General features: G+C 41.1%; 23 protein-coding genes and 1 pseudogene. 6 read left to right on the plus strand and 18 right to left on the minus strand.

All coding sequences use genetic code 11. The features are described from left to right. Positions 1-111 precede the first annotated feature (111 nt). From lspA to ACTXGL_RS13730, 3 genes are all read left to right on the plus strand, one after another. Entirely contained in the window at positions 112-819 is a 708-nt protein-coding gene (gene lspA / locus ACTXGL_RS13720) for a signal peptidase II (protein WP_075107731.1), read from the plus strand. A gap of 275 nt (positions 820-1,094) precedes the next feature. Continuing rightward, a complete protein-coding gene (locus ACTXGL_RS13725) occupies positions 1,095-1,427 on the plus strand; it encodes a DUF3817 domain-containing protein (protein WP_131603940.1) in 333 nt (110 codons plus the stop codon). A 686-nt stretch (positions 1,428-2,113) separates the two neighbouring features. Beyond that, positions 2,114-2,494 (plus strand): recombinase family protein, encoded by a 381-nt coding sequence (locus ACTXGL_RS13730; RefSeq protein ID WP_265088201.1) that lies wholly within the window; start codon positions 2,114-2,116, stop codon positions 2,492-2,494. A 202-nt stretch (positions 2,495-2,696) separates the two neighbouring features. Here the strand turns inward: ACTXGL_RS13730 and ACTXGL_RS13735 are convergent, their stop codons facing one another. The 10 genes from ACTXGL_RS13735 to ACTXGL_RS13780 all read right to left on the minus strand — a co-directional run bounded on the left by ACTXGL_RS13735 (position 2,697) and on the right by ACTXGL_RS13780 (position 11,836). Next, the gene (locus ACTXGL_RS13735; RefSeq protein ID WP_114701979.1) at positions 2,697-4,280 is read right to left on the minus strand and encodes a Fic family protein; all 1,584 of its coding nucleotides are present in this window, start codon (positions 4,278-4,280) and stop codon (positions 2,697-2,699) included. A 164-nt stretch (positions 4,281-4,444) separates the two neighbouring features. Then, entirely contained in the window at positions 4,445-5,041 is a 597-nt protein-coding gene (locus tag ACTXGL_RS13740; protein WP_114701980.1) for a recombinase family protein, read from the minus strand. Positions 5,042-5,343: 302 nt separating this feature from the next. Continuing rightward, positions 5,344-6,045, minus strand: coding sequence for a VIT1/CCC1 transporter family protein (locus tag ACTXGL_RS13745; protein WP_011959977.1), 702 nt, complete (start codon positions 6,043-6,045; stop codon positions 5,344-5,346). An 81-nt stretch (positions 6,046-6,126) separates the two neighbouring features. Next, positions 6,127-6,810 carry a hypothetical protein gene (locus ACTXGL_RS13750; protein WP_011959976.1) on the minus strand — a complete coding sequence of 228 codons (684 nt, stop codon included), beginning with the start codon at positions 6,808-6,810 and terminating at the stop codon, positions 6,127-6,129. 63 nt (positions 6,811-6,873) lie between these two features. Continuing rightward, entirely contained in the window at positions 6,874-7,956 is a 1,083-nt protein-coding gene (locus ACTXGL_RS13755) for an FAD:protein FMN transferase (protein WP_011959975.1), read from the minus strand. A 55-nt stretch (positions 7,957-8,011) separates the two neighbouring features. Next, positions 8,012-8,326 carry a hypothetical protein gene (locus ACTXGL_RS13760; protein WP_020444569.1) on the minus strand — a complete coding sequence of 105 codons (315 nt, stop codon included), beginning with the start codon at positions 8,324-8,326 and terminating at the stop codon, positions 8,012-8,014. After that, positions 8,319-8,909 (minus strand): PepSY domain-containing protein, encoded by a 591-nt coding sequence (locus ACTXGL_RS13765; protein WP_011959973.1) that lies wholly within the window; start codon positions 8,907-8,909, stop codon positions 8,319-8,321. The genes ACTXGL_RS13760 and ACTXGL_RS13765 overlap by 8 nt, the downstream gene beginning before the upstream one ends. A gap of 99 nt (positions 8,910-9,008) precedes the next feature. Next, positions 9,009-10,472, minus strand: coding sequence for an ATP-binding protein (locus tag ACTXGL_RS13770; RefSeq protein ID WP_011959972.1), 1,464 nt, complete (start codon positions 10,470-10,472; stop codon positions 9,009-9,011). Positions 10,473-10,536: 64 nt separating this feature from the next. Continuing rightward, complete coding sequence (locus ACTXGL_RS13775) at positions 10,537-11,211, minus strand: response regulator (protein WP_020444568.1); 675 nt, start codon at positions 11,209-11,211, stop codon at positions 10,537-10,539. A gap of 19 nt (positions 11,212-11,230) precedes the next feature. Further along, positions 11,231-11,836, minus strand: a complete 606-nt coding sequence (locus tag ACTXGL_RS13780; RefSeq protein WP_020444589.1) for a cytochrome b/b6 domain-containing protein — start codon at positions 11,834-11,836, stop codon at positions 11,231-11,233. A gap of 320 nt (positions 11,837-12,156) precedes the next feature. Between ACTXGL_RS13780 and ACTXGL_RS13785 the strand changes: the two genes are divergently transcribed. Beyond that, positions 12,157-13,416 carry a ferredoxin reductase family protein gene (locus ACTXGL_RS13785; protein ID WP_020444588.1) on the plus strand — a complete coding sequence of 420 codons (1,260 nt, stop codon included), beginning with the start codon at positions 12,157-12,159 and terminating at the stop codon, positions 13,414-13,416. A 408-nt stretch (positions 13,417-13,824) separates the two neighbouring features. Here the strand turns inward: ACTXGL_RS13785 and ACTXGL_RS13790 are convergent, their stop codons facing one another. From ACTXGL_RS13790 to ACTXGL_RS13800, 3 genes are read right to left on the minus strand one after another with little or no spacing between them, the layout of a single operon-like run. Next, on the minus strand, positions 13,825-15,060 hold the full coding sequence (locus ACTXGL_RS13790; RefSeq protein WP_443527266.1) for a hypothetical protein: 1,236 nt from the start codon (positions 15,058-15,060) through the stop codon (positions 13,825-13,827). A 47-nt stretch (positions 15,061-15,107) separates the two neighbouring features. Beyond that, positions 15,108-16,175: a helix-turn-helix domain-containing protein gene (locus tag ACTXGL_RS13795; protein WP_443527267.1), complete on the minus strand. Its 1,068-nt coding sequence runs from the start codon at positions 16,173-16,175 to the stop codon at positions 15,108-15,110. After that, on the minus strand, positions 16,168-16,830 hold the full coding sequence (locus tag ACTXGL_RS13800) for a hypothetical protein (RefSeq protein WP_443527268.1): 663 nt from the start codon (positions 16,828-16,830) through the stop codon (positions 16,168-16,170). The genes ACTXGL_RS13795 and ACTXGL_RS13800 overlap by 8 nt, the downstream gene beginning before the upstream one ends. A gap of 282 nt (positions 16,831-17,112) precedes the next feature. On the opposite strand from ACTXGL_RS13800, the pseudogene ACTXGL_RS13805 reads away from it, so the two are divergent. Continuing rightward, positions 17,113-17,871, plus strand: a pseudogene (locus tag ACTXGL_RS13805) (IS5 family transposase). A 128-nt stretch (positions 17,872-17,999) separates the two neighbouring features. Continuing rightward, positions 18,000-18,398, plus strand: coding sequence for a hypothetical protein (locus tag ACTXGL_RS13810; protein WP_443527269.1), 399 nt, complete (start codon positions 18,000-18,002; stop codon positions 18,396-18,398). A 170-nt stretch (positions 18,399-18,568) separates the two neighbouring features. On the opposite strand, the gene ACTXGL_RS13815 is transcribed toward ACTXGL_RS13810, so the two are convergent. The 5 genes from ACTXGL_RS13815 to parA all read right to left on the minus strand — a co-directional run bounded on the left by ACTXGL_RS13815 (position 18,569) and on the right by parA (position 25,628). Beyond that, positions 18,569-21,670: an HsdR family type I site-specific deoxyribonuclease gene (locus ACTXGL_RS13815; protein ID WP_443527270.1), complete on the minus strand. Its 3,102-nt coding sequence runs from the start codon at positions 21,668-21,670 to the stop codon at positions 18,569-18,571. Then, a complete protein-coding gene (locus tag ACTXGL_RS13820; protein ID WP_443527271.1) occupies positions 21,663-22,916 on the minus strand; it encodes a restriction endonuclease subunit S in 1,254 nt (417 codons plus the stop codon). The genes ACTXGL_RS13815 and ACTXGL_RS13820 overlap by 8 nt, the downstream gene beginning before the upstream one ends. Further along, a complete protein-coding gene (locus ACTXGL_RS13825) occupies positions 22,913-24,454 on the minus strand; it encodes a type I restriction-modification system subunit M (RefSeq protein ID WP_443527272.1) in 1,542 nt (513 codons plus the stop codon). Before ACTXGL_RS13825 ends, ACTXGL_RS13820 begins: the two co-directional genes overlap by 4 nt. Before the next feature lie 322 nt (positions 24,455-24,776). Next, a complete protein-coding gene (locus tag ACTXGL_RS13830; protein ID WP_025652656.1) occupies positions 24,777-24,986 on the minus strand; it encodes a plasmid partition protein ParG in 210 nt (69 codons plus the stop codon). A 3-nt stretch (positions 24,987-24,989) separates the two neighbouring features. Further along, a complete protein-coding gene (gene parA, locus ACTXGL_RS13835; RefSeq protein WP_296242675.1) occupies positions 24,990-25,628 on the minus strand; it encodes a ParA family partition ATPase in 639 nt (212 codons plus the stop codon). Between the last annotated feature and the right edge of the window lie 306 nt (positions 25,629-25,934).

Genomic DNA, 25,934 nt, shown 5'->3' on the forward strand with positions numbered 1-25,934 from the left:
CCAGAGCGGTAAGTGGAGCCGTTTATGAAAGTGGCGCGATTAATAATCGTATACCAAAAACATATACGTTTAACATTGTTCATTGTATAAACATAGATAAAGGAAACAACTATGACTGAATCTACCGACAGATTAGATAGTACTAAATTGAATAGCGTTGAATCGGCTAGTACTAATATTGCTGACAAGAAGGTACCTATAGCTGTGAGTAGTACTCATCAATCGATTGACTCTAAAACCATAAATCATACGCCTAAAGCTATGTACGTGACTTCAGGCAACTCAATAACACCTAAAGATAAGTTGGACAAAATGCCAAAAATGGTTGCCAATGGCAGTCGCGCTTTTATCTGGTATTTGTTGGCGATAATGGTATTAATACTTGATCAATGGACTAAGTGGTTGGCCCAAACCACATTAGCGTTCAATGACCCCGTACCGGTCATTGAACCATTTCTCAACTGGACACTCGCTTATAACTATGGGGCAGCATTTAGCTTTTTAGCCAACGCTGGCGGTTGGCAGAAATGGTTTTTCTCAGGCTTAGCTTTTGTAATGGCTATCTTTTTAACGGTTTATTTAATCAAAGCGCCACGTGCAGCCAAGCTATTATCTATGGGGTTGGCCTTAATGCTTGGTGGTGCGATTGGCAACTTAATCGATCGTTTAAGAATTGGTAAAGTGGTTGACTTTATCCATGTGCATTATGCTGATGTCTGGAATTATCCTCTTTTCAATGTTGCAGATATAGGTGTCTGTGTCGGTGTCGCATTGATTATAATTGACATGATATTTTTAGAAAGTAAGCGTAATAAATAAGCACATTGATGCCGATTATCACAAACAAAATGAACTAGCGTCGTATTCACTCTATACGGAAACATACTTTTTATACTTGAGTATGTTTATAAAATGTGAACTGGAAGATAATGTATGACTGGTATAGGTACTCACTCATTTTAGGTCTTAAAACTCAATACTTAAAAGCTCTGCGTAGAGCCATTATTATAGAGACATTGAATAATCCATAAATTCTTTATTGATCATAACAAAAGGAAAATACAGTGTCACAGGCTCAGCCAACTATTGAAAAAATTCACAGCCTTAGAAAAAAACAAGAGACAGCGTTAAAAAGTCTTACCCTTATAGGCTATCTAGAAGGCACCTCTTTCTTATTATTGCTCTTCATCGCCATGCCACTAAAATATATGATGGACATTCCAGAAGGTGTGAAATACATCGGTATGGCACACGGTATGTTGTTTATTACCTATATCATAATACTTATAGGCTCAGCTATCAAAATGAAAATGCCTCTTTGGGCAATACCTGCGGGCGTACTCGGCTCACTCTTACCTTTTGGCCCATTTATATTCGATCATTTACTAAAAAAGAACTTGCAGGAAAATGTAAGTAAAGAAGCCTAGAACAAGCTCTGCTACAAATGCCACAAACGTATCTTATTACTCAAGATTATTTTTCCTAACTAAATCACAAGCCGCCATCACTCATCATGGCGACAAATGAATAACATTGAGCAGAAATTAATCACAATAAAACTTTAATTCAGACCAAGTATGAATAGCCTCACACTCCAGTTACTTTTCGAACTTATCTTACATACTATCGACAAACCCGTCTTGTTTAAAAGCTAAACAGGTTTTGTCATTCGCGATGGCTTTCCTGTTATCGTAGGGTATACCCCAAGGGAACCATCTAAAAGGCATCAAAAACCGATTAATAGACGACTTAAAATAGACTGCTGTAATGGAACTACTTATAACAGACTATTGTACGTGTTTATGTTTATCAGAGCGTGTCTACGAGCGTCTACCAAAGAATAAGATGCCAAGCGTACCAAAAACGAGCTTATACAGTTTGCTACTGATCATGATCACAAAATTGCCGCCTTCTATGTCGAAAACGAATCAGGCGCAACTTTAATACGTCCACAGTTAATGTAAGTGATCGATGATGCCTATGAAGGCGATATAATTTTGGTAGAGCAGATTGACCGCTTAGCACGTTTAAACCAAGCTGATTGGGATACTCTCAAAAGAATGCTATTAGAAAAGAATCTGGGGTAGTATCAAAAGAGCTACCGACCTCATATATGACGCCTCAATCTGAGAGCAGCACTGAATTTATGAGCAGCGTATTACAGTCCATTAATTCGATGATGCTTGATATGCTCGCTGCTATTGCTAGAAAGGACTATAAAGATCGACATAACCGTCAGGTGCAAGGTATTGCTCATGCTAAGACAGAAGGTAAATATTTAGGGCGTAGGAAAGATACCGAAAAGCGTAAGATTATTGCTAGCCTCCTAAAATCTGGGCATAGCTATTCTGAAATACAAGCTACAGCTAAGTGTTCGCGTCAGCTGATAGCTGTTATAGCTAAACAAATACTCAAATACTCAAATACTCAAATACTCAAATACTCAAATACTCAAATTTTAGGAGCTGTAATAATTCTTGTCAAACAAAAGTAATCTGTTATCAAAGTTCCTTTAACATATTCTATTTTTAGTAGTTTATTAGCTTGAATAGGGTCAAGAAAAATATTGATTACTTTTCAGGCTACGGTATTTTCGCCGAATCGTTTTACAAACGAATCATCATTGGAACGATAATATTGAGACTAGCTTGAGCTTGATTATCAAGGCAGACTTTCCTGCGTATAGCAGGGTTCGTCTAACTATTCAAACCATCTGCTTCATCTTTAAAGGTCTCTACAACGATAGAGAAAATATCGTCCCAAACCTCATCATTTGCCAAAAACGGATAATCCTTCAGTAGCTTATTACTTTTAGCACCCTTATTTTGTAGCATGCTGCGAATGATTCTATCGGCATAGCTGTTGGGCATCTCAACAATCTCTTTTATCGCCAGTCGTGCATGGTCATGCTTTCTTAGGTACTGTGACTCGTTATGCATCTCTTTTTCAATAACATGAGCAATCAGTCCTGATAAGTACTGAACGTGAGGCGTTAGATCCATGAAGCGCCATGCCGGTTGAATCAGGTGAGTATTTCCAAAATTTAAGTTTGAGCGAATACCATCAGGGTAGGTAACTGCCTGTTTATCAAAGCTGTAATGATCACGGATTTGCTTCATGAGCGGCACAGAGACACGGTCTAAAATCTTATCATAGGCATGCCGGTCTGAGGGATGCTCGGCAATGGCTTGTGATATAGGTAGGATAATCGGCTCATGAATGACCTGGTCTCGCCTGAGGACGTCATTAATTAAAAAGCGATGTACACGGCCATTGCCATCCGCCAGCGGATGAATATATACAAAGGCAAAGGAGGCAACCGCACTACGCATCAGTGCTGATTGTCCCTCAGTCTTTTCCATAAATACCTGTAATCCTTCTAACTTATCAGCAATGTCATCAGCTGGTGGAGCAATATAATGCACAATTTCTTTAAAGCCATTGACCTGAGTATGCGACACAAAAACTGGTGATTGACGGACACCATACTGCTGGATAACCGTTTTGCTACCGAGTATCTCTTGTTGCAACTCTGCTAGTGATTCAGGATCAAGCGGAATGTCACCGGTGCCGGTACGCCGTGCCATCACATCGGCAAAACGTTCAATGCGTTTTAACTCTTTTCCCTCACCTTCTATAGTAAAGCTGGCTTTACTCTCTCGTAGGGTCATCCATACGGAGGCGCGCATCAGTAAGTCTTGCCCAAATTCATCGTTAAGTTTGTCAACCATTGTGGCAATATCGAGTGCAGCTGCTTGCGTAAAGGCCTCTGTTTTTACCAGCATCGGACAGAAATGACGGGTTCCTGCTAGATTGTCATTGATACGCCAGCGAGCGTTCTTGATGACCTGCGAAGGACTTGAAGTAACCAACTTCTTGGTATCCAAAGCATCCACATAGTTACCGCCTATATTACTCGGTACCTCTAAATGCTTATCCATGAGCCACTCATACAAGAAAGCCATTCTACGGGCATAGCTGCCTGTCGGCTCAGCGTTTACCCATGCTTGCACGTCATTTGCCCCTATCTGCTCAAATAGACGAACCAGTAACTCTAAATTCAGTACTTCATGACGCATGTGAAACTGTAAGTGCGCAATGATAGTGTCCAGTGGACGTGCGGTTTCCTGATAAGCGTTATGAATGACGTCACCGTCTTTATAGGTTTGTCTGCGCCCACCGATACTACTGCTGACATATAAAGGCGAAACCAGCTCTATGCTGGCATAACGGACAAGCCATGCTGCGCCAATAGGATCTGAGATAGGGGTATTCATCATGAGTGGCTCAAGCGATTATAGATAAGCCATTTTGCGCAAAAACAATTATGAATGCAATATAATGATTATTATAAAGCCTTATTGCATTAAAACGATTTTCTTATGACGTTGCGATGCCTTTAAATCAAGACCAAAGGTCACGTTGAGTCGATATTTAAAATACCTCAGCTATTGACCTGCTTTAAGACACGATAAACGGTAGCTACGCCAACACCAACCGCCTTAGCGATCTCTTCTTTTGTCATATTGTTTTGACTAGCCAATGCTTTAATACGATTGTGTTTTGCGGTATTGGCTTTCTTACCAGTGGGTTTATAGCCACTGTTGGCCAATCCTTGTTTAATGCGCTCTCTACGCTTGTCATTATCAAGCTTTGCCATGGTCGCTAATAAATCGATCAGCATATCGTTAATCACTTTTAGGATCTCACCTGTCATACCGTCACTCATCGTATGTGTGGTTGGTAGATCAGCCACCACCAATCGTAAGCCCTTATCTTTAATACGCTGCTTTAGAATCGAAAAATCATCTTGAGATAGTCTGCTTAATCTATCCACGCTTTCAACCAATAAAATATCGCCTTGCTCGGCGTCCTTTAGCAACTTAGCTAAGATTGGTCTATCGAGCTTTGTACCACTGAAGTGCTCAACGTAATCAACATAGCTATCACCATAGCGGCTACTGAAGGCAACCAAATCTATTAATGCTCTAGTAGCGTCTTGATCCTTAGTGCTGGCTCTCACATAAATACGAACGGTCATAATACCTCTTTGTATCAGTTAGACTTAATAATTGATGTTCATTGATAATAGCAAGATATTACTATCATTTAATATCAAATAAAAGTCAAATGATAGATAGGTTATCGTTTAGAAGTTTTATGTTTTGGGTATAGGCTAATGATAGGAAAAAAGCACAGCAGCCAGTCTTATAATTCAAAAGTCTGTTATAGATGGTTCCATGCTAACAGTCTGCTTTAAGTAGTCTGTTAATATGTTTGAAGGGTGAGATAGCTGGTTCCGCTAAGGTATACCCTTATTTACTGACCAGTTTTATGAGGCCCCTATAATGCTGCCACCCCAAACAACCGACCAATCAATGATGTTGCGACCATAGCGAGCACACCCCATATCACAACTCTAGACGTAGCAGGAATAACAGGGGCACCGCCCAAGCGCGCTGATATTATGCCAAGTAGCGCTAAGCCTACTATCGTTAAAGTCGCGAGTGACCAAACCAGTGTTTGTGCTGGCAAAAGTAAAATACCAATAATCGGTAATATGGCGCCCGCAATGAATGACAATCCAGAAGCAACTGACGCATGAATCGGCTTAGCTTGACTCAGATCTGTCAAACCAATCTCATCTCGGGCATGCGCCTCTAGTGCATCATGCTCAGTCAAAGCTATGGCAACTTGATGCGCTAAGACATGATCCAGTCCACGTTTCTCATAAATTTTGGTGAGCTCAAATAGCTCGCGCTCAGCATTATGAGTCAGTTCATGCAACTCTTTATCCAGATCCGCTTTTTCGGTATCAGCTTGAGACGATACTGAAATATACTCACCAGCTGCCATCGATAGAGCACCTGCGGTTAACGCGGCCATCCCTGTCAATAGCAGTGTTTGACTATTTGCACTTGCTGCAGCGACACCGACTAATAGACTCGCGGTTGAAATCAGTCCATCATTGGCACCAAGTACTGCTGCCCTAAGCCAATGATTGCGATTGCTTAGATGAGCTTCGTCGTGAATAGAATGATGCATAGCATAGATACCCTCAAACGATTTAGACATAAATTAGAATATGTCAGTGTAGCCTATAATGACACACCAATTTCCACATAGTTACCTTGCTTGCTTTAAAGCGATTATTCGATAGGTTATTAGTAAAAAGACTATTGTTTGACTGCCGGCATAAAATAATAACAAAGGCAGCGCGCGACTGTCTGAGCCCACCATAAACACATGAATACTGATGAACATATACGCCATAAAGGTCAAAAAGTGTAGCCAGCGCCATGCTGATTGACCAATATACTGCTTAATATAAAAACTAAACGCACAGATAAATAAGAACCAAAACCCCAACTGCCCCAAGGCCACGCCCACACGCTCAGTCTGAAAACCAAAAGGCATTAGCACCTGCCATAAGTTCAGATTTAAGAAATTATCTGCTAATAAGATACCAGCATGAAACGCGGCAAAGCCTACGGCAATCAGGCTTAGATACTGATGTAAGACAAATACCCGCGCTGCATTAAAGCGCTTGCCTAAACGAGTGCTTAACAACAAGCCAAAAATGACTGCCAACCAAAATAACGTATAAGCGATAACACCGCTTGCCCGTGATAAATACCAAAAGTGTTTATCTGTGCTGGTCAGTAGCTGAGATACCGTCTCTCCCCAAGTTAACGACGCATAACCACCAACTCCGATAGCAATGCTTAACGTTAAGCCAACCCATAGAGCCTGAGTGAGAACATTAGTATTGGAAGCAGTATGACTGCTGGTAGGATGGTCTGTATGCATGACTATGCTCCTATGAATGGCTTTACTTAATGTATTGATATCTAGCGCATGTCGCGTGATAAATTAACTAGCAAGCAGGTTTGGACGCATGGCAGAAGTCACCATCACTTTGTTATCCCTATCTATTAACAACGCCGCAATATGGTGTTTGTTGAGCCACGCCACGGCTGCTTTAACACCAAGAAGCACGCAGTATTTGGCGTATACCTCCGCCGTCATCGCATCTTTCGCCAGTACCGTTGCAGTTAGGACGTCACTTGTTACTGGACGCAAGTCATGCGGATGGATCAAATGATGTTGCCAGCGGCCGTCGTGCAACCAGCGACGATAATCTTGCCCAGATGTGGCGACAGCCCCAGAGCTGAGCTTGAGGATCGCCACATCTTCATCATTGTGAACGTGCTCACTATTGGCAAAATACGGCTTGGCAACAGCCACTCCCCAAGACACCGGTTTATCTGTTGGGTTTTTTGGAACACCAATCGCGATATCCCCACCCATATCGACTAAGCAGGGAATATGCCAGTCATGAACTCGGCTAATATTTTCCGCCAACTGCATGGCGCACCACCCTTTGACATATCCATTCAAATCCAGTGCCATGCCAGCTGGCAGATATACTTGATGTTGTCTGTCAGCTAACTGGCGAAGCTGAATACCTTCTATCTGCTGATTGGCATGGTTAGCACTTGTCGTGTCTTGCACGTTTGTAGGGGTGCTTACGCTAGTAACAGGTAATGATGGCACAGACATTTTGGGCAAGGTCTCAAATGAATGCTTATAGCCTGCGTCCCATAGAGGGTGCAATAACGTTGGTGTTACTAAGCCTTGAGTCTTTGAGACAAAGTGAATGGCACGCTGCAACACCTCAAATAATTCTGAACTCACCTCAGACCATTGGTCGCCACGGTTATTCAGTCTCATAAGCTCACTGCTGTCATCAAAACGACTGAAGATATGTTCCCAGTCAGCTAAGCGCTGCTGAATATCGTTTGTCAAAAAAGCGACTTGTTGGTCTATTCTCATTTGTGAAGGTTGCGCGCTCAGTCTTGTGGTATTTAAGCTAATTTGAATGTGACAACCCATGGCAAACAGTTTAATCGTTGCCAGTTGCGGTGTTGTTTGATTGGACATATTTGTGTGCATTCAAAGCCCTCCCTTGACTAAACATTCAAACTAAATAATCTGTGGTTTTTCTTATTTATTGAGAAGATCGCGTACGAGCGACAACCCTTATTACCTCAACAGGTGCGACTGCATTGACCTGTCGCAATTGATTGATATCAGCGATGGGCGTTGGCGTGACCGCCCTTTCATCAGACTCAGCAACAGCAGTGCTTATAATGGCAGTGCTCACAGGGGCAGTTTTTTGTTCTTGATTGAGTAGTACCAGCCATCCTGCCATAGTACCTGCAATCGAGACCATCATAATGCTGCTTTTAAGAGCGGCAAAAGGATCTGCTTTTTTAGCCGTTTTTTTGACGGCTGGTGTCGAATGTGATTTGGTATTAGTCATCGTATTCCTCCTCATCATGTTGCTGATAGCTCATGGCGATTAGGCGATCATTCTCTTTATAGTATTTTTTATCGTGTGCTTTGCGATGTTTATCCTCTTTACGTTTATCATCATCGTGGTGCTTATCTTCATAATCGTCATCGTCAAATCTCTCAGCACGATAGTCATTGGTCGCAACCGGATTCAGTACAGTGCCGACACTGGCATCAATATAAGTAGCGCCGCTGTCTAATAGCACCTCATAAGCGACGGTGCCGTTATAATTGACGAGCTCGGGTGAAGCCTGCAATACTGAATTGGGCGCGTCTTGCTGCGCAAGCGCAGTTGCTTGCGTGGCTGTGAGTGCCGCCAGAGGTGATGGATTGGCAAATGGGGATTGCGTGAGAGGGTTTGCCACGGCTTTAAAGGACGATAAATCAGAGGATATAGAGGTAATGTCAGTATTTTGACTCATGGCATTCGCAGCTGATAGTGCGTCATCAGCGCTGGGCGACTGGACAGATAAGGCGATAACGCCACCAAAAAACACTAATGAGGTTGCACCAACAGTCAATAATAAGGGTTTTAATAGAGGTAGGCTCATAAGATTGTACTCCGTCTATATTATTAGGGAATACAACTAGCATACGGGGTAAATATTAACTCAACCTTAAGCCCACGCCGATTAATTTTTATCGTTTTATCAGATGCTTGATATCGCTTTTTTATGTCTTATCGTGACGATAAAGCCAGTTTCTGGTTGAGAGCGGTTAGCAAACTCTAACGTCAGACCGTGCAGCTCTGCTATTCGATTGGCAATGGATAGCCCAAGACCGCTACCTAATTGGCTTTGACCTGCTGGGCGATAAAAGCGCTCGCTTAAGCGCGTCAGTTGTTCTGGCTCGACGCCACTGCCATTATCGACCACTCTAATAGCATTGGTGTCGAGCTGAAGTTCAATCAAAGCGCCCTCGGGACAATAGCGAATGGCATTGTCCAACAGGTTACGGATGAGCAGTTTGAATAAAATTGGATTGATAAGGATGGGTAGAATATCAGCAGGATTGTCACAGTTCACAGTGCGTTTTAATTGCATGTGCTTTTCACGAGCCAGCCGATTGACATCACTGAGTACAATATCCGTTAGCATCAACCAATCCGGACTTTCTAATTGCTCAGGAGGTAATTGTTGTTGCGGTTCTATTTTGGCTAAAATCAGCAGTTGATCGACCAAATGAGTGGCCCGCTCAATGCCATTGCTAATGTTTTGGGCATGATAGAACAGCTGATTATCGTCTTCTACGCCAGATAACTGCAATATCTGCTGCTGTAACAAATCAGCTTGTAGCTTTAACGCCGCAAGCGGGCTTCTAAGCTCATGTGAGGCATCGGCGGTAAAGCGCTGCTCACGTGCTAGGGTATCCGCGACTTTTACAAACAAGACATTTAAGGCGCTCACTAACGGTTGGATCTCTTTGGGCACGTCCGCTGTGATGGGGCTATCATCTTGCGGTTGACGCTGTTCAAGCGCACTACTAATCTGAGTTAACGGCATAAACCCCCGCCGGATCAGCCACACCACCAAACCCATAAATGCAAATAGCCCAATCAACATCGGCAGCACTTGCACGGACATGGCATCAGTAATCATCTCTCGGCGAGATTTGAGGTTCTGTCCGACGGCAATGACCCGACCTTCATAGTCATGATCATCATGGACGTAAAATAAACGCCAGCGCTTACTAAAAGGGTTGAGGCGCTGATAGGCAGAATCATGCTCTTCTAAAAACCCATGCTGGTCTGGCAAAAAAGCAAATGATTGACCATTTTCATCAGCCATTAATAGACGGCCTTTTTTATCCCAAATGGCAAAGCCCATATAGTCATCCTCAGCCTCACCAAGATCACCTGATAGCTGCTTACTTTTTAACGCATAGATTTTGGGCGTGTGCTTTTTGTTATCATCCCTTTGCCTATGATGGTCTTTATCGTCCTCTTCTTTGGGGGCGACCCCTATTAAATAACGGGCAACTTGAGTGATTTGGGTGTCATTCATCTCATTGATTTCGTGCCAAAGCTTCCACGCAATAAAGCTTGAGGTAAGCACCCACAGCAAAGGTAAACCAATCAGTAGCGATGTTAATAGCCGTTGCTGAATACTTTTCATAGGCTCACCAAGTAGCAGACAAAGTGGAGGCACCAAAAACAGACCGTTGAATGCCTAACGGTGGTTAATGGTGGTTATGGACTGGATTGAGATAGTAGCCAATACCGCGTTTGGTCAAGATAAAATCATTGCCCAGTTTTTTACGTAAATGATGAATGTGTACTTCAATGGCATTGCTTTCGATATCTTGTTGCCACCCATATAGCTTGTCTTCTAAGCTTGCGCGGCTGTGGATTTGCTTAGGGTGGGTCAGCATTTGCTCTAAGATTGCCACTTCTTTGATGGTTAATTCTACCATTTTGCCTTGATAAGAGACTTGCTGATTCTGAGGCTGATAGGCCACTTCGCCATAACGGACTTCAGGTTGACACCGACCTTGGCTGCGTCTCATCAATGCTTGTAGACGGGCAATCACCTCATCTAATGCAAATGGCTTCACCAAATAATCATCAGCGCCGGCATTGAGTCCTGCCACACGATTGGCAATCGCATCGCGAGCGGTGATAATCAATACTGGCGTATCTATGTGTTTTTCCCGCCAGTTTTTTAGGACGGTCATGCCATCACCTTTTGGCAAGGTCAAATCCAGCAGTACCGCATCAAACATGCCATCTTGCAGCGCCATCTCACCTTGCTTGGCATCACCAAACCAATCCACCATCATGCCATGACTTTTTAAGCCAAGGACAATTCCATCAGCGATGGTGCTGTCGTCTTCTATCAATAATATGCGTGCCATAAGTGCTCCATCGCTTGACTTATTTCATAGTAGTCGGCTTGTCTGTCACCGTTTTTTTGCCCGTTATCATTGATTTAATGAGGTTTTGGCGTTGCCAGTAACTCATGGCAATCGCTGCGATGATATGTAGAGGAACCAGTAGATATAAGCTGTTTGCTAATAACTCATGAATCTCTTCAAGCACCTCTTTATCACCAAACAGCCCTGCTTCCATCAGATAACCGGTTAGTCCTAACCCTATAGTCACAGCCCATAACGATAACATCATCAGTGCGGCCAAGGGGTTATGACCAAGATTCTGCTCATCAACGCGTCGAACGCTTAAATCTGATACATGCCGTTTGAGTCGTTTTGGTGTGGGGAAAAAGCCAGTAAAGCGTGCATAGCGCGTGCCAACCAGACCCCAAAGTAAACGTATGACCACCAGTCCCAAAACGGTATAGCCGACATACTCATGCCACTCACCACCATCTTCGGTAAAAAACAGATTAGCAATAATACCAGCTGCGACTGTCCAATGAGTCACTCTTACTAATAGGTCCCAAACTTTTACTTGCCTCGCTTTAGGCATGTTCGGTACATGTGCAGAAGAGTCGTCCCAATTAATGATGTCTTTTTGGCTCATGGTTGTCACTCCTTAATCATTTGTTTGTTTATTGACAACACCCGCTGCTAAACACTGAAAATCAGCAAGATATCGTAAGCAGACGAGATATCACATCATCTGCCTTATCGCTATTACAACAAACAAATCTTAAGGTGAGCTTAGGACGTTAAAACAGGTAAATCATTGTGCAGCGAACCGGTAGCCTACGTCGTGCCATATACACCACTTAAGAATTATTTAAGAATCAGGCTGTATTATTAGCCATACTTCTCAATAAATACCTACTTGTTAAATCAAGCTTTCTTAACGGCAATAAAATAATTTTTCGGGAGATTCTTATGGCTTTAAAGTCATGGCAAGTGATCGGTAGTGTCGTACTGATCACTTCAATCACTGTACTCATGCAAATTTCCTCTGAAACGTGGATCACATCAGCAACAGTCAGTTTGATAATGGGTGCTTCGGCTTTAGCGTGCATGGCAAGCTCATGCATACTCGCTAGCCGTTGGCACGGTATTGAAAGGCTCTTTGGCGGTCTGGACAGGGTTTATGAAGCGCATAAGTGGATTGCTATATGGGCACTTATTTTCGCTGTCTATCATTTTGTCTTCAAAGCCAAGCTAGACGCTTGGGATCTTGCGCCCATTTTGGAGTTGTCCAAATATTGGACGCGTTTGATGCGTCAACTCAGCCTTGTCGCGTTAGGTCTGATTATACTACTGGCGCTGAATCGCAAAATCCCGTATGGCAACTGGCGTTGGTTGCATAAGTTCTCAGGCCCACTTTTTTTAATCGTTATACTACATTGGCTGAGCTTTGAGTCTCCCATCACACTGACTAGTCCAGCAGGTATTTGGTTAGCACTACTTTGTTCTGTAGGCGTGATTGCAGCATTGTACAAGATGATATTGTACCCATTCATTGCCAAAGCCGGAGAGTATAAGTTAGTCGCTATATCCCAGGGCAAAGCGGCGGTACACTTGGAGTTTGAGCCAGTCCGTAAAGGGTTTCAATTTAAGGCTGGTCAATTTGCCTTTATCTCTCTTAAAGAACCAGGTTTGCACGAGCCGCATCCTTTTACCATAGCTAACGCACCTTCTGATACTGGACACATCCATTTTGTGATTCGAGCATTGGGTGATTATACAAAAAAGCTAAATGAACAAGCCAAAGTGGGTATGTTGGCTGATATTTATGCGCCTCATGGTAATTTTAAACGTATATCAAATGCAGAGCGTGAAATCTGGATTGGTGCCGGAGTAGGAATCTCTCCCTTTATTTCTTGGCAAGAGGATAAAACTATCGGTCATTTTGAACGTGCCACTCTGATATATTGCTTCGATCCTGCGCGTGTTTTTCCAAGTGTTGAGCGTATGCAGGAGATGACAGAACAGTCTGGAGTAGATTTCGTAGCCAACCCAAGTGGCAGTAATGCCATGGCTGAAACCATTCGGCAAGTCGCCAGTGAAGTTAATCCAAAGCAGATTCAGATTAGTTTTTGCGGTCCAAAAGGGCTTTTAGGAAAAGTACAAGAGTTAATGAAAGAAAATGGTATTCCTGCCAAAAATATTCATTATGAGTTTTTTGATTTTCGCTAGAACACGTACAATTTGCCGTGCTTAACACAAACCCAATAAGACAAATGGCACGCTGGCTCAAGTCATAAAGTCATCGGTGCTAGTGCTAAGTAGGCGAACGACAATGGTATACAGATTAATTTAAGTCATCGAACGTTGATCAGGAGCCTGGTGGTTTAAAGGCCGTCTTATACTTAATGGTCTACAGTGACTTAACATGAAATGGATATACCGCCATTTCATGTTAAAAAGGACACTACTGTGTACACGGAGCTACTATAAATAACTAGGAGTGATGATAACAATAGCGTACAACCGAATATTCAAGTCCTCACTAGGGAACCGAACCAGTGAAAGCACCTGACTGGTTCGCTAGGGTATACCTTATCTATTAGCTCTATCTGAAAAATTTAGTAGATAGTAATAATTTTACATCTTATGCATGCTTCTTCTTATTGCATCGCCTAATGTACTTTTTCTAGGAGTTTTAGATTTTTCACATATAACCCGTTTGAAGAATAACTCTAACATCAAAACAAGGCACATAGAGTCAAATATAGACTTACACTTTATTAAATAATTTGTGTATGTGATTTCATCATAATCTTTATTTTGATTTAGCTTAAATTTAACGATATTATTTTCACAGATCATATGCCCGTGATGAGAGGCATTTCGTAATTTATTATCAAAAGACTTAAAAATATCAAATATTTCTGGTGTATTTCTTAGAGGTCCCAGCTTATTTGCTTTATCAAGTGAGTTGTATTGCTTTAAATTCATCCGTTCAAACTGGTCATAATTTCTACCATTTTGTATATTGTTCAAGCATGCAATGATATCTAAATTACTTCCAAGATGTTCAAAACAGTTGCCATAGAACATTCTTACAGATTCAAAAGAATTAGATGTAGCTACAAAATTATTTGGAAGAAAGTGCGAAAATTGAACTTGACTAAACTCACTATAGTTTTCGAAGAAACTATTAAACGTCTCATAGTATCTTCTCATATGCTCATCGTTAACCGTATTAAAATATACAGATAAGTCTTTGATTTTTTTGTCATCTATAGACCTTAGCCAACCTATAGATTCAGCAAAATTCTCTTGTATATGAGGATTCAAGCTAATGTATTCTCTAGTAAATGCATAAAGTGCACTTTCTAAATCAAGTTCGCCGATATCACAAATTTTATTGTATTTCTCAAATTCCTTTTTAGCTAGTTCATGCTGATTACTTCGCGTTAGACTCCATGATTTTTTAACTATTTTCCATTGATCTAAAATATGAGTTGAAACTTTTTTTGGGTAAGCTACTAGCTTCTTATCTTCAACCTGCTGTCTCATTGCTTGCATTAGTTTTAGAGCAGGAAAAGACATTTGTGCCTTCCGATCCGACTCTGATACTTGAAAATCATCACTCAAATATTCTGTAGGTAATAGTAAGCCATCAGAGGGGTTGTTTAGAATAGCTGGCTGACAGTTCTCTAAACTGTTTATTGCAATTTCTCCTGCATCCTGATCCAAGTCAAAAGAGATAACTATTTTTTCATAACATGTATGACATTTAACCTCATGTTTTTGATAATTAGATTGCCCTACTTGTACTCGGAAAATATGTTTTTGGCCACAGGTTGAACATTCAAAACATGTTCTAACTATCATTTATTTAATCCTAAGTGATTATATGGGTTCTATTTTTCTGAACGAGATTACACTAGTCTTGGCATAAACATCAGATTTGTTACCTCATCTATAGGCAATTTAAGCTCAGTAGCGAAACTCTTAACGCTAAGGCCATCATCTGCTAAAAGGGGTAATATTTTTTCAAAAATAAGTGATTTTTCTCTCTCAATAGGTTTTGGTTCCCTTTTCCTATAACCTTCTATTGACGCTTCTTGCATCAGCCGACGATACTGCCAATCCGTGATTAAATTTAGTTTTTTCAAACGTACTATCAAACTGACTGCCGAAACCCCCCATTTACTCTTTAGCTCTACAACAGATTCTAGTGTAATAAAAGTAGGAGCTGCATCGATTACGCTTTTAGCCGGCATTAAAAAAGCAGATGCAAAGTCATCGGCTTGTTGTTCTGCGTATCTAGTGGAAAAGAGAGAGCCTGCAGGTGCCTCACTATCGAAAGGTGACGCATGCTTGTGTAAAAGGAGGTGACCTAATTCATGAGCAGAGTCAAACCTACTACGTTCGGCAGATTTTTTATTATTTAAAAAAATAAACGGTATATTTTCTTTCCAAAAAGAAAACGCATCGACATCTAGAGTGTTCTCCGCTAAAGAGAATACTCTAGCCCCTTTGGATTCTAATAGATGGACAACATTACTAATTTTCTTGTTGCCTAGAGCCCAATAATCTCTCATATACTCAGCAGCAGCTTCTGACTCTATACCACGTAAGTCTTTGAATTCTTGGCGAGGTAGCTTAAACTTACTATTAATATAATCATTAACTATAAATCCTAGCCGCCCAGCAGAAATAGCCGCATCTCTATGGGCAGCTGTCATTTTACTCAAAGCACGGAAAGATACTGCTTCTGTAGGCAATTCATCAACATTATCTTCAAGAAAAAATTGAACAGGATAGCGCAGCACTTTTGCTAACTTGCTTAATGATTCAGATGACGGTGGATTGTTAAAACCATCATTCTCATACTTTGAGATAGTTTTAGATGTCAAACCTACACTAGCTGCAAGCTCTTTATAGGTTAGCTTGCGTCTCAACCGTGCAATTTTCAATCGGTCAGGATTAAATTCTTTATCCATTTTTTCGTAGTATCTCAAAATCAATTTCTTCAGTTTCAGTAGGTTGTTGCGTATCTAACTTCAGCTTCACTTTAGGTTCGCTAGATATATCAAAAGGCTCGCATATAATACGTTTTGACCAACCGACTATAGTATTTTTCTCGTATATATTAGGTAGGGACAGCTCGTAGCGAATTTCCTTTTCTTCTTCATCAATATAAAAAAGCAATACCCAAGTCTGATATGGGTCTATTGGTTCAGGAACGGTAATATCATTCCTTTCAAACAACAGATTGTTTGTTTCTATTCTTGTTTGTAGTGCTGTGCCTTTCCGATTCTTTGGCCTGGGAGTTTTTAGTGTTATTCCTGTATTTTCATCTCCCATATTAACAACGATAGATACATCTCTTGATAAGCTTCTAATCTCATCAACACCATTAGAATAGTGGTTATCGCCCCACTTCGATGTTCTAAGATCAAATCTCAGCTGCTTCAAGATATAGCTCCAAGCATTATACCCACCAGCTGTTCTAGGTGAATCTTCGCCTTCTCTACTGAAAGCCCTGAACCCTTCTTCTATTGCTCTTTCTAAGAATTTTACAGAAATTCCTAATTTTGCAATATCGCTTTCTGCTTCGTTTCTATAATTTACGACCTCGATGTTTTCAGCCTGCATATCTCTTCCCTAATCTATAGTAATAACTTCCGTTATTTTAACCTCTTTTGTGGTAGAAAAACAAGAACTAAAGGTAAGGTAGCTAAACCTTCTGAAAGAGAGAAGCTTTAGAATCGACATAATCAGCAAGCATACAGCCAACAGCTCAATTCCTCACTAGGGAATCAAACCAGTGAGAAAACTTAAGCACACTAGGGGCTGTATAGAATTGGGAGATAGTTGAAAAAAATAAGCAACGCCTTACACTCTTGTTTACCACAACAAAGAGAAAAGGCGTCACTTATGGCTCGTACCATGCTTAATGATGAACAATGGCAAAAGCTGTCTGGTATATTGCGACAAATCAACATATATAACAAGCCCAATCTAAGACGAACGGTTGAAGCGATGCTGTACCGCATCCGTGTTGGCTGTCCATGGCGTGACTTACCGCACAGCTTTGGTAACTGGTCGAGTATATACCACCAATACCGCTATTGGCGTAAAACAGGTAAATGGTAGCAACTGATGACCATAGTAACCGCAGACTATGATAGCGAATGGTTATTTATAGATGGTAGCGTAGTAAAAGCACATCAGCACAGTACAGGCGCCGCCAGTTGTTGTGATGAAGCCATCGGTACCAGCGTTGCTGGTAATAGCAGTAAGTTACATCTCATGGTTGATGCTTGTGGTAATCCGGTTCGTGTCGAGCTGACGGGAGGACAGGTACACGATTCTAAAATGGCTAACGCTCTAATTAAAAGTACCCTTAAAAAAGAGACTAAGGCAGTGGTAGCAGATAGAGGTTATGACAGTAGCGACATAAGAGAGTGTATCTTTGAGAGCTGTGCTGAATCAGTAATACCAGTTAAGTCAAACTCAAAAAGCAGCAACAATACGCTAAATTGGTACTTATACCGCTGTCGCCACTTGGTAGAAAACGCCTTTGCTAGATTAAAACACTTCAGAGGTATTGCCACACGCTATGATAAGCTTAAAGACAGTTATGAAGCGGCTGTTATTCTAGCCTGTGTCTTTATTTGGCTGCCGCTGATTTGAATTCTATACAGCCCCTAATTAGGTGAAGTCTTTTTTAAACGATAGATAAAAGATAAAAATCTATTGCTTTATCCGCTTATATAACTTATATTTTAGTTTATAAGTTATATAAGCATAGGTGGTATTCGATGAACAAGACTGAAAAAGTTGAAAACGTACAGTTTGCACAAGCTCAACAACAGCTAAATCGCTCTGAAATTGCTACAAATACTAGAGCTGTAGAAGATCTAAGCAAAAGTTTGCAACGAAGCCGCGAGCTTCTTAACGAAAAATTAGCGACGACGAGAGATTTAGATATTGTTGAAATCAATAAACAACGTAAAGAATTATTTGATTTAGAAGATAGGGTTCGGGGCTACTCTAACGAGCTTAAATCAAACTCGCAGATTTCCACAGCAGCAGTTTCAGAGGTAGAAAGACAGCAGATTAGAGGCTTGTATATGTCTGGTTTATATACTCAAAGTCAGATAGCATCACAGTATGGTATTACACAATCAGCTGTTAGCCAGATAGTAAAAATGCAATGACAATAGGGCTTTAATCCCTACTGGCTTTATTTAAACACACTCAATTACCTTCGCTAAAATAGTCTTTGAGTTATACGCCATAATCAAAGTAAGACCATCGTTTAAGCGATGGTCTTACTATTTATAGCCTACGTCATGAATGAATGATGAAATGCTAACTATTATCTTGGCTATACCTTCCCACCCACGCCTTTAAACTTCTCAACGAAAGCCGCAATTTTCTGTAAAACACTTTGCTTTTTGGTCAGGTATTGAGGGTTAAGAGGGCTCAGTTTAGGTAAAATGGCATTCAACTCTGTGCCGTTCTCACTGGCATACTCACGCTTTAGAGAAGCGGTAATATAACGCTTAGCAGCATCTTCATTCAGGTTTTCAGCGGCAATCATGTCTTTAACTTCACGTTGTTGTTCTAACTGAGCATAGCTAAAGAAGGCATCAATGATACTAGATTTGTCAGGGATGCTATCTAAGTTAGTTTGATTGATGAAATCGACCACTAGGCTCTCTTTAGCACGGTTGCCAAGGCTTGCTCGAATCAAACGGCGTACTTCCTCGACCAAGGCAGACTTGTCCTTGGTGTTTTTATTATGCTCAAAAATTAGCTCAAGGATATAATCAAGATTGATCTCTTGTGATTTGAGCAAATCTATTTCAAAAACCACGTCATCCCAATCAATCGAAGACTCATCTTGCTGGTCAGCTGCGTTTTCACGACGAAGCCAATCGCGTATATCGTTATAGGTTGAGCGATAATCTTGTACGGTACGTTCAGCAGGTACTTTAATGGCTTGCATAGCGGCTAAGTCATCGTCGTTTAAGTAATGCTCCTCCTTAAACGTCTCAATAGCCTCAGCATCGGTCACATCCAAGTCTTGCAGGGCTTTTAGGCTTGCAAACTCATCATAGTTTTGTAAGATGTTCTCGACACGCAAATACTCCCCGAATAACTTAGCAAAGTCCTTCTTATCAGACTCTTTCACAATCTCATCAGGGTTAGGGAAGCGTTGTTGCAGCTCTTTGACCACTTCTAAATAACCACGACGTGCTTTGCCGGTGGCGATATCGGTAAAACCTTCTAAATATTCTTTATAGCTCTTCTCTAGCACTACGTTTTTAGTGTTTCTATCACCAAACAAGGTGATGGCGTCGATGGTCGCTTTCTCTAAGTCTCGAAAGGTCACGATATTGCCAAACGTCTTCGTTGCGTCATAGATACGGTTGGTACGTGAGAATGCTTGCATCAAGCCATGATAGCGCAAGTTCTTATCCACGAATAAGGTATTCAAGGTAGGCGCATCAAAGCCCGTCAAGAACATACCAACGACGATCAGTAAGTCCACTTCCTGCTTGATGACACGCTCGGCAAGGTCACGGTAGTAGTTTTGGAATGATTTGCTGTCTACGCCATAATTGGTTTTAAACATCGCGTTATAGTCACCAATAGCGCTGCTTAAAAACTCTTTGGCACTGCTGTTCATGGCAGTAGGTTCAAAGCCTTCATCTGGAATATCACCCAATGCATCTTGCTCTTCATTGGCAGCAAAAGAGAATATAGTGGCAATCTTTAACGGCTTGTCGCTGTCCTGTTGCAACTGGTTCAAGGTTTCATAGTAAGCCTTGGCAGCGTCCACACTACTGACAGCAAACATGGCGTTAAAGCCTTTACCACCAGACTTTAGACGGTGGGTTTTTTGCCTATAGTGCTTTAACACGTATTGCGATATCTCTTGAATACGATCAGGGTGTAGTAACAGCTGTTTATTCTCTGCTGCGGTCAGCTTGGTCTCGTCCTGCTCGCTTTCAATGCCGCTAAACTGTGGGCGTACATCGTTATAGTCGACTTTAAACTTCAATACCTTTTCATCACGAATGGCATCAGTGATGACGTAGGAATGCAGCTCATGACCAAACACTCCAGCGGTCGTCTCAGCTCCTAAAGCGTTCTCTGGGAATATGGGCGTCCCTGTAAAGCCAAACTGATAAAACTTTTTAAACTTCTTCTTCAGATTTTTTTGAGCTTCACCGAACTGGCTACGATGTGCTTCATCAAAGATAAATACCACCTGTTTGCCGTAGATAGCTAAGTCGCCTTCACCTTTGATTAAGTTATTCAATTTTTGAATGGTGGTGACGACGATTTTATTATCATCTTTCTCAAGGTTGAGCTTTAGCCCTGCGGTACTGTCTGAACCATTAACACTCTCAGGGGAGAAGCGTTGATACTCTTTCATGGTTTGATAATCAAGGTCCTTACGATCTACCACAAAGAATACTTTATCAATGAAGGGTAGCTCCGTCGCTAATCTTGCCGCTTTAAAGCTGGTTAAGGTCTTCCCTGATCCTGTGGTATGCCAAATAAAGCCGCCACTCTCAAGAGTGCTCCAGTTTTTGGCTTGATAGGCACTGTTTATTTTCCACAGAATGCGTTCAGTCGCCGCTATCTGATAGGGACGCATGACCAATGAGGTGTCACTTACATCAAAGACGGTATAATGCATCAGCACGTTTAATAGGGTCGTTTTCTGGAAAAAAGTAGCGGTAAAGTCTTTTAAATCTTTAATTAAGGTGTTGTCTGATCTCGCCCAATTCATGGTGAAATCAAAGCTGTTTCTATTGCGCTTGGTGGTATTGGCAAAGTAGCGCGTGTCTGTACCGTTTGAGATCACAAACAGCTGTATGTATTTATACAAGGAATTATCAGAGTTAAAGCTCTCTTTGCTATAACGATGCACTTGGTTAAAGGCTTCGCGGATAGCAATACCACGCTTTTTCAGCTCAATTTGCACCAATGGCAAGCCATTGACCAAAACAGTGACGTCATAGCGATTTGCTTGTGTGCCTGTTTGGGCAAACTGTTTGATCACCTGTACTTTGTTGCGTGGAATATTTTTCTTATCGAGTAGTGCGATGTTTTGCAGCCTTCCATCGTCAAACGTAAAGTCATGGATATGATCATCATGAATCTTACGGGCTTTATCGGTACTGTTATCGCTAGGATTGTCGAGATATCCCATCACAAAACGCTGCCACTCATCATCGGTAAACTGCACGTCATTCAAGGCTTGCAGCTGCACACGGACGTTAGCCAACATGGTTTGGGGAGAATTTAAATCAGCGACAAACTCATAGCCTTGGTTTTGTAGGTCTTTGAGCAACTCGCGCTCTAAGTCATCTTCGGTTTGATAGCCGCCATCAGGCTGATCACACTTGGTATATTTATTGAGGACGATAAAATTGTTCGATTCAGCAATCGTTTTAGTCTGTTCAGTCATGTTCTGCTACCTCAGTCTTTGGGAAGCTCAATAGCAGCTCACGATAATACTCATACTGCTGCTGACGCAATTCGATCTCACGCGGTAAGCCTTCGGTGAGTGAAGTTGTTAAAGCATCGAATTTATCGAGAATGGTGACGATACGTTGTTGTTCAGTGAGAGGTGGGAATGGGAATTTTAGACGTTCGAAAGTTGCAAGATTTATATTACTCTGAGCACTACCAGTACTTTGCGCCTGAAGTTCTGATTTGAATGAAGTCAAAAGATATTCGACGTAACTAGTAGTTGTTTTTTCTGGATCTGCAACAAAACCTATAATGCTGTCTGGGAAACATGAATCAAAGCCAAGTATGGTTGTTTCTGCGATATTGGCTGCTATGGTTATGCAAAGCGTCCCCTTAGGCCATAGCTTACTTTGTTCCAATCCAAATTTACTATAAGTTTGTGTGTACTCATTAATAACATGAGATGCATTTCTAACGTCTCCTGTTTGAATGAGTGGGACGTCTCCTCCATATAGTTTTGGATCATTTCTAGGGCGATGTCTTGATTTTCCGCGACCAAGTTCAAGCGCAACTTCTTTTAACGTTTTCCATTCAACTTCACCATCATTAAACGTTAATAATTGTTTACGATAGTACGCATATTGCTGCTTACGTGCTACAAGCTCTGCGGTAAGCTCTGCGGTAAGCTCTGTAAATGCGTCTAAAATTTGTACGATTTTGGTTTGGATATTTAAAGTTGGAATGGGAATTTGAATTCTTTTAAGCTCACTCATAGGCAGACTAACGACAGGTGAGCCAACGATTTTCTTACTGTATTTTTTTACAATATACTGTGTGTTCAGTAAATAAAAAAGGTATCTAGAATTAATTACTTCTTTGTTAGGCTTGATTACATAAATACCTTCTTTGATATTCCAGTTTTCAGGATTTACTTCAATAACAGAAGTTCGACCTACTGTTCCTGTTCCAGAAAATAAAATATCTCCAACTTCTAAGTTAGAACGGTTATTTATAAGCTCTAGAGCACTATCATTGACGCGATCCGTTTTATCAAGAAACACTACTTTTCCATTTTGAATTTCACGAACCGTTATATAAAAGTTTTTAGCATCAGATGTATTTAGTTGGAAGTTTTTACGCGGATTTAGTCCCGTTTTTAAAGACTTTATAGCCTTTTCTAAAGCCATCCACTCAACCTCAACCCCATCAAGCAGCTTATCCATATAACTTAACTCACTCATGCCTCAATCTCCGCAACGATGGTATCGATATCTGCACGTAGCTGGTTAATCTTAGCAACGGTATTTTTTAGCTCAGCATTGAGGGTAGTGATATCAATCACCTCTCGCGTGTCTTCTGCTTCCACATAAGCACTGACTGACAGATTGTAGTCATTGGTGGCAATCGCGCTATTATCGACACTCACGGCTAAGTAATCGCTGTCCGATTTGCTATCAAACAGCTGCATAATCTGCTCAATGTTTGCCTCAGTCAGAATATTGGTATTGGTCTCTGACTTAAATAACTGACTGGCATCGATAAACTGCGTTTTGCTATCCGTTTTGTGCTTGGAGAGCACTAAGATATTAACGGAAATGGTCGTACCAAAGAACAGATTAGGCGCAAGGGAAATCACTGTTTCTACATAATTATTATTGACTAAGTATTCACGGATTTTCTTCTCAGCACCACCCCGATAAAAGATACCAGGGAAGCAGACGATGGCGGCGCGCCCTTTACTGGATAAGTAGTTTAGCGCATGAAGTACAAAAGCGAAATCCGCTTTAGATTTGGGTGCAAGTACACCAGCGGGTGCAAAACGCTCGTCGTTAATCAGCGTTGGATCGTCGCTGCCAATCCATTTCACCGAATACGGTGGGTTAGAAACAATCGCATCAAAGGGTTTATCATCTTTAAAATGCGGATTTAACAGCGTATTACCCAGCACGATATTGAACTTGTCGTAATTGATGTTGTGCAAAAACATATTCATACGTGCAAGGTTATACGTGGTGTGGTTGATCTCCTGTCCAAAAAACCCTTCTTCGATGATATGGTTATCAAAATGCTTTTTGGCTTGCAGCAATAGTGAGCCTGACCCTGCGGCTGGATCATAAATCTTATTAACCGTTTCCTGCTTGTGCATGGCAATTTGCGCAATGAGCTTAGATACACTCTGTGGCGTAAAGAACTCGCCCCCTGATTTCCCTGCATTGGCGGCATAGTTTGAGATCAAATACTCATAAGCATCACCGAACAGATCGATTTGATTGTCAGAAAACTGCTCTAACTTAAGCCCTGCCACGCCTTTAAGGACAGCTGCTAAGCGCGTGTTCTTATCAGCAACTGTATTACCTAGGCGGTTACTCGTAGTATCAAAATCCGCAAACAAACCTTTGATATCAGGCTCAGAGGGGTAGCCATTGGCTGAGCCCTCAATCGCTTTGAATATAGCTGCTAGATCTGTATTGAGATTCTCATTTCTGTGAGCGCCTGCCGCGATAGTGGCAAAAAGTTGGCTTGGATAAATAAAATAGCCTTTAGTCTTAATGGCATCGTCTTTAATATCATCAGTAATCACATTGTCGGGAAGTGCCCCATAATTAACGCTCTCATCACCTGCCTCAATATAACTGGCAAAGTTCTCACTGATAAAGCGATAAAAAAGCGTACCGAGTACATACTGCTTAAAGTCCCAGCCATCGACTGAACCACGAACCTCATTTGCAATTTGCCAGATTTGGCGGTGTAGTTCGGCACGTTGTTGGGTACTTGTCATGATAAAAATCCTATAGGAGTAATGATGGGGCTAGAAGCCCCTTATATTTTGTTTAACTTAAATCGTTATTGAGTGCGCTTTGATTAAGGGCAATATACCTTAGTACTGCTAACCGTTTTTGGTTCTATAATATGGTACTGATATAGGAAACAGTGCTTGTTTTTCCATGGGCATTTTCTTTACACCTTGCTTCTACGTCTGGCTTAAGAAAACAAGCATCTGATGATACTAGAAAGGTGCACAGTGTTCGACGATATGTATAATTTTTTGAGTTTTTTATACATATCCTTTTTATAGGTATAAAAAAACGTATTTTTTATACCTATCGCTCAACCAACTTTTCCTCAATCATTTCAGTCAACAACTCAGTCACCGTTTTTCGGCTTTCAAGCGCGTACCGCTTGAGCGCAATGTGTTTATCTTCATCTAAATTAAAATTCACGCGTACCGTCTTTTTGGGACTGTCCGTCACATCCGATAAAGCCAATTGATCCTTAACGTTCTTACTAGGACGACCTGCTGATAAACTCATGACTTACTCCTCACCAAAAAATGTTTGAATTTCACTGACTAATGCAGTTATCTCTTGTATCGCATTGCTATTAGGCGATTCGGTATCAAATACTGTCTTGCCAAGGGCAGCGCTGTTAGGATAAGCAACACGCTGCATAACTCTAGTCTCTAGCACTGGAAGATTGTAATCGAGTAATGCTGTCGCTACTTCCTTACCTATATTGGTGTTTTGAATGGCACGTGATACGATAAACGCCGCCTTTAGTTCACCATCCATCATCTCAACACGCTGCTGCACTAAATCAACCAAATCGCTGGTTGCCCAGATATCATAAGGACTCGGCTGCACCGGGATCAATATAAAATCTGCGGCTTTAATAGCAGAAATAGCCAGACTAGTAGCTTGCGGCGATCCATCGATCACCACATAATCTTTATCAGAGACGCTTTTTAAATCTTTATCAAGTGTTGGTCTATCAAGCCCGATCACTGGTACCGGATTGTCTTCATCAACCGCTCTCCAGTCACGCGCACTGCCCTGCTGATCGCTATCTACTAGCAGAACACTATGGCCTTTCAACTGTAAGCCACGAGCCAGATGCGTTGCGATGGTAGTCTTGCCGCTGCCACCTTTTTGATTTAATACCGCGATTACCTTCATAAATACAGATCCCTGTAGCATGCATTGAGTATATAAGTATATAAGTATATAAATATATAAATATATAAATATATAAATATATAAATATATAAATATATAAATATATAAGTATATAAGTATATAAGTATATAAGTATATAAGTATATAAGTATATAAGTATATAAGTATATAAGTATATAAGTATATAAGTATATAAGTATATAAGTATATAAGTATATAAGTATATAAGTATATAAGTATATAAGTATATAAGTATATAAGTATATAAGTATATAAGTATATAAGTATATAAGTATATAAGTATAT

The sequence above is a fragment of the Psychrobacter sp. T6-6 genome (assembly GCF_052258185.1).
Taxonomy (GTDB): Bacteria; Pseudomonadota; Gammaproteobacteria; order Pseudomonadales; family Moraxellaceae; genus Psychrobacter.

Coding starts and splice junctions, on each gene's coding strand:
- lspA (WP_075107731.1), top strand. CDS start 112: ATGACTGAATCTACCGACAGATTAGATAGTACTAAATTGAATAGCGTT.
- ACTXGL_RS13730 (WP_265088201.1), top strand. CDS start 2,114: ATGACGCCTCAATCTGAGAGCAGCACTGAATTTATGAGCAGCGTATTA.
- ACTXGL_RS13735 (WP_114701979.1), bottom strand. CDS start 4,280: ATGATGAATACCCCTATCTCAGATCCTATTGGCGCAGCATGGCTTGTC.
- ACTXGL_RS13740 (WP_114701980.1), bottom strand. CDS start 5,041: ATGACCGTTCGTATTTATGTGAGAGCCAGCACTAAGGATCAAGACGCT.
- ACTXGL_RS13745 (WP_011959977.1), bottom strand. CDS start 6,045: ATGCATCATTCTATTCACGACGAAGCTCATCTAAGCAATCGCAATCAT.
- ACTXGL_RS13750 (WP_011959976.1), bottom strand. CDS start 6,810: ATGCATACAGACCATCCTACCAGCAGTCATACTGCTTCCAATACTAAT.
- ACTXGL_RS13755 (WP_011959975.1), bottom strand. CDS start 7,956: ATGCACACAAATATGTCCAATCAAACAACACCGCAACTGGCAACGATT.
- ACTXGL_RS13760 (WP_020444569.1), bottom strand. CDS start 8,326: ATGACTAATACCAAATCACATTCGACACCAGCCGTCAAAAAAACGGCT.
- ACTXGL_RS13765 (WP_011959973.1), bottom strand. CDS start 8,909: ATGAGCCTACCTCTATTAAAACCCTTATTATTGACTGTTGGTGCAACC.
- ACTXGL_RS13770 (WP_011959972.1), bottom strand. CDS start 10,472: ATGAAAAGTATTCAGCAACGGCTATTAACATCGCTACTGATTGGTTTA.
- ACTXGL_RS13775 (WP_020444568.1), bottom strand. CDS start 11,211: ATGGCACGCATATTATTGATAGAAGACGACAGCACCATCGCTGATGGA.
- ACTXGL_RS13780 (WP_020444589.1), bottom strand. CDS start 11,836: ATGAGCCAAAAAGACATCATTAATTGGGACGACTCTTCTGCACATGTA.
- ACTXGL_RS13785 (WP_020444588.1), top strand. CDS start 12,157: ATGGCTTTAAAGTCATGGCAAGTGATCGGTAGTGTCGTACTGATCACT.
- ACTXGL_RS13790 (WP_443527266.1), bottom strand. CDS start 15,060: ATGATAGTTAGAACATGTTTTGAATGTTCAACCTGTGGCCAAAAACAT.
- ACTXGL_RS13795 (WP_443527267.1), bottom strand. CDS start 16,175: ATGGATAAAGAATTTAATCCTGACCGATTGAAAATTGCACGGTTGAGA.
- ACTXGL_RS13800 (WP_443527268.1), bottom strand. CDS start 16,830: ATGCAGGCTGAAAACATCGAGGTCGTAAATTATAGAAACGAAGCAGAA.
- ACTXGL_RS13810 (WP_443527269.1), top strand. CDS start 18,000: ATGAACAAGACTGAAAAAGTTGAAAACGTACAGTTTGCACAAGCTCAA.
- ACTXGL_RS13815 (WP_443527270.1), bottom strand. CDS start 21,670: ATGACTGAACAGACTAAAACGATTGCTGAATCGAACAATTTTATCGTC.
- ACTXGL_RS13820 (WP_443527271.1), bottom strand. CDS start 22,916: ATGAGTGAGTTAAGTTATATGGATAAGCTGCTTGATGGGGTTGAGGTT.
- ACTXGL_RS13825 (WP_443527272.1), bottom strand. CDS start 24,454: ATGACAAGTACCCAACAACGTGCCGAACTACACCGCCAAATCTGGCAA.
- ACTXGL_RS13830 (WP_025652656.1), bottom strand. CDS start 24,986: ATGAGTTTATCAGCAGGTCGTCCTAGTAAGAACGTTAAGGATCAATTG.
- parA (WP_296242675.1), bottom strand. CDS start 25,628: ATGAAGGTAATCGCGGTATTAAATCAAAAAGGTGGCAGCGGCAAGACT.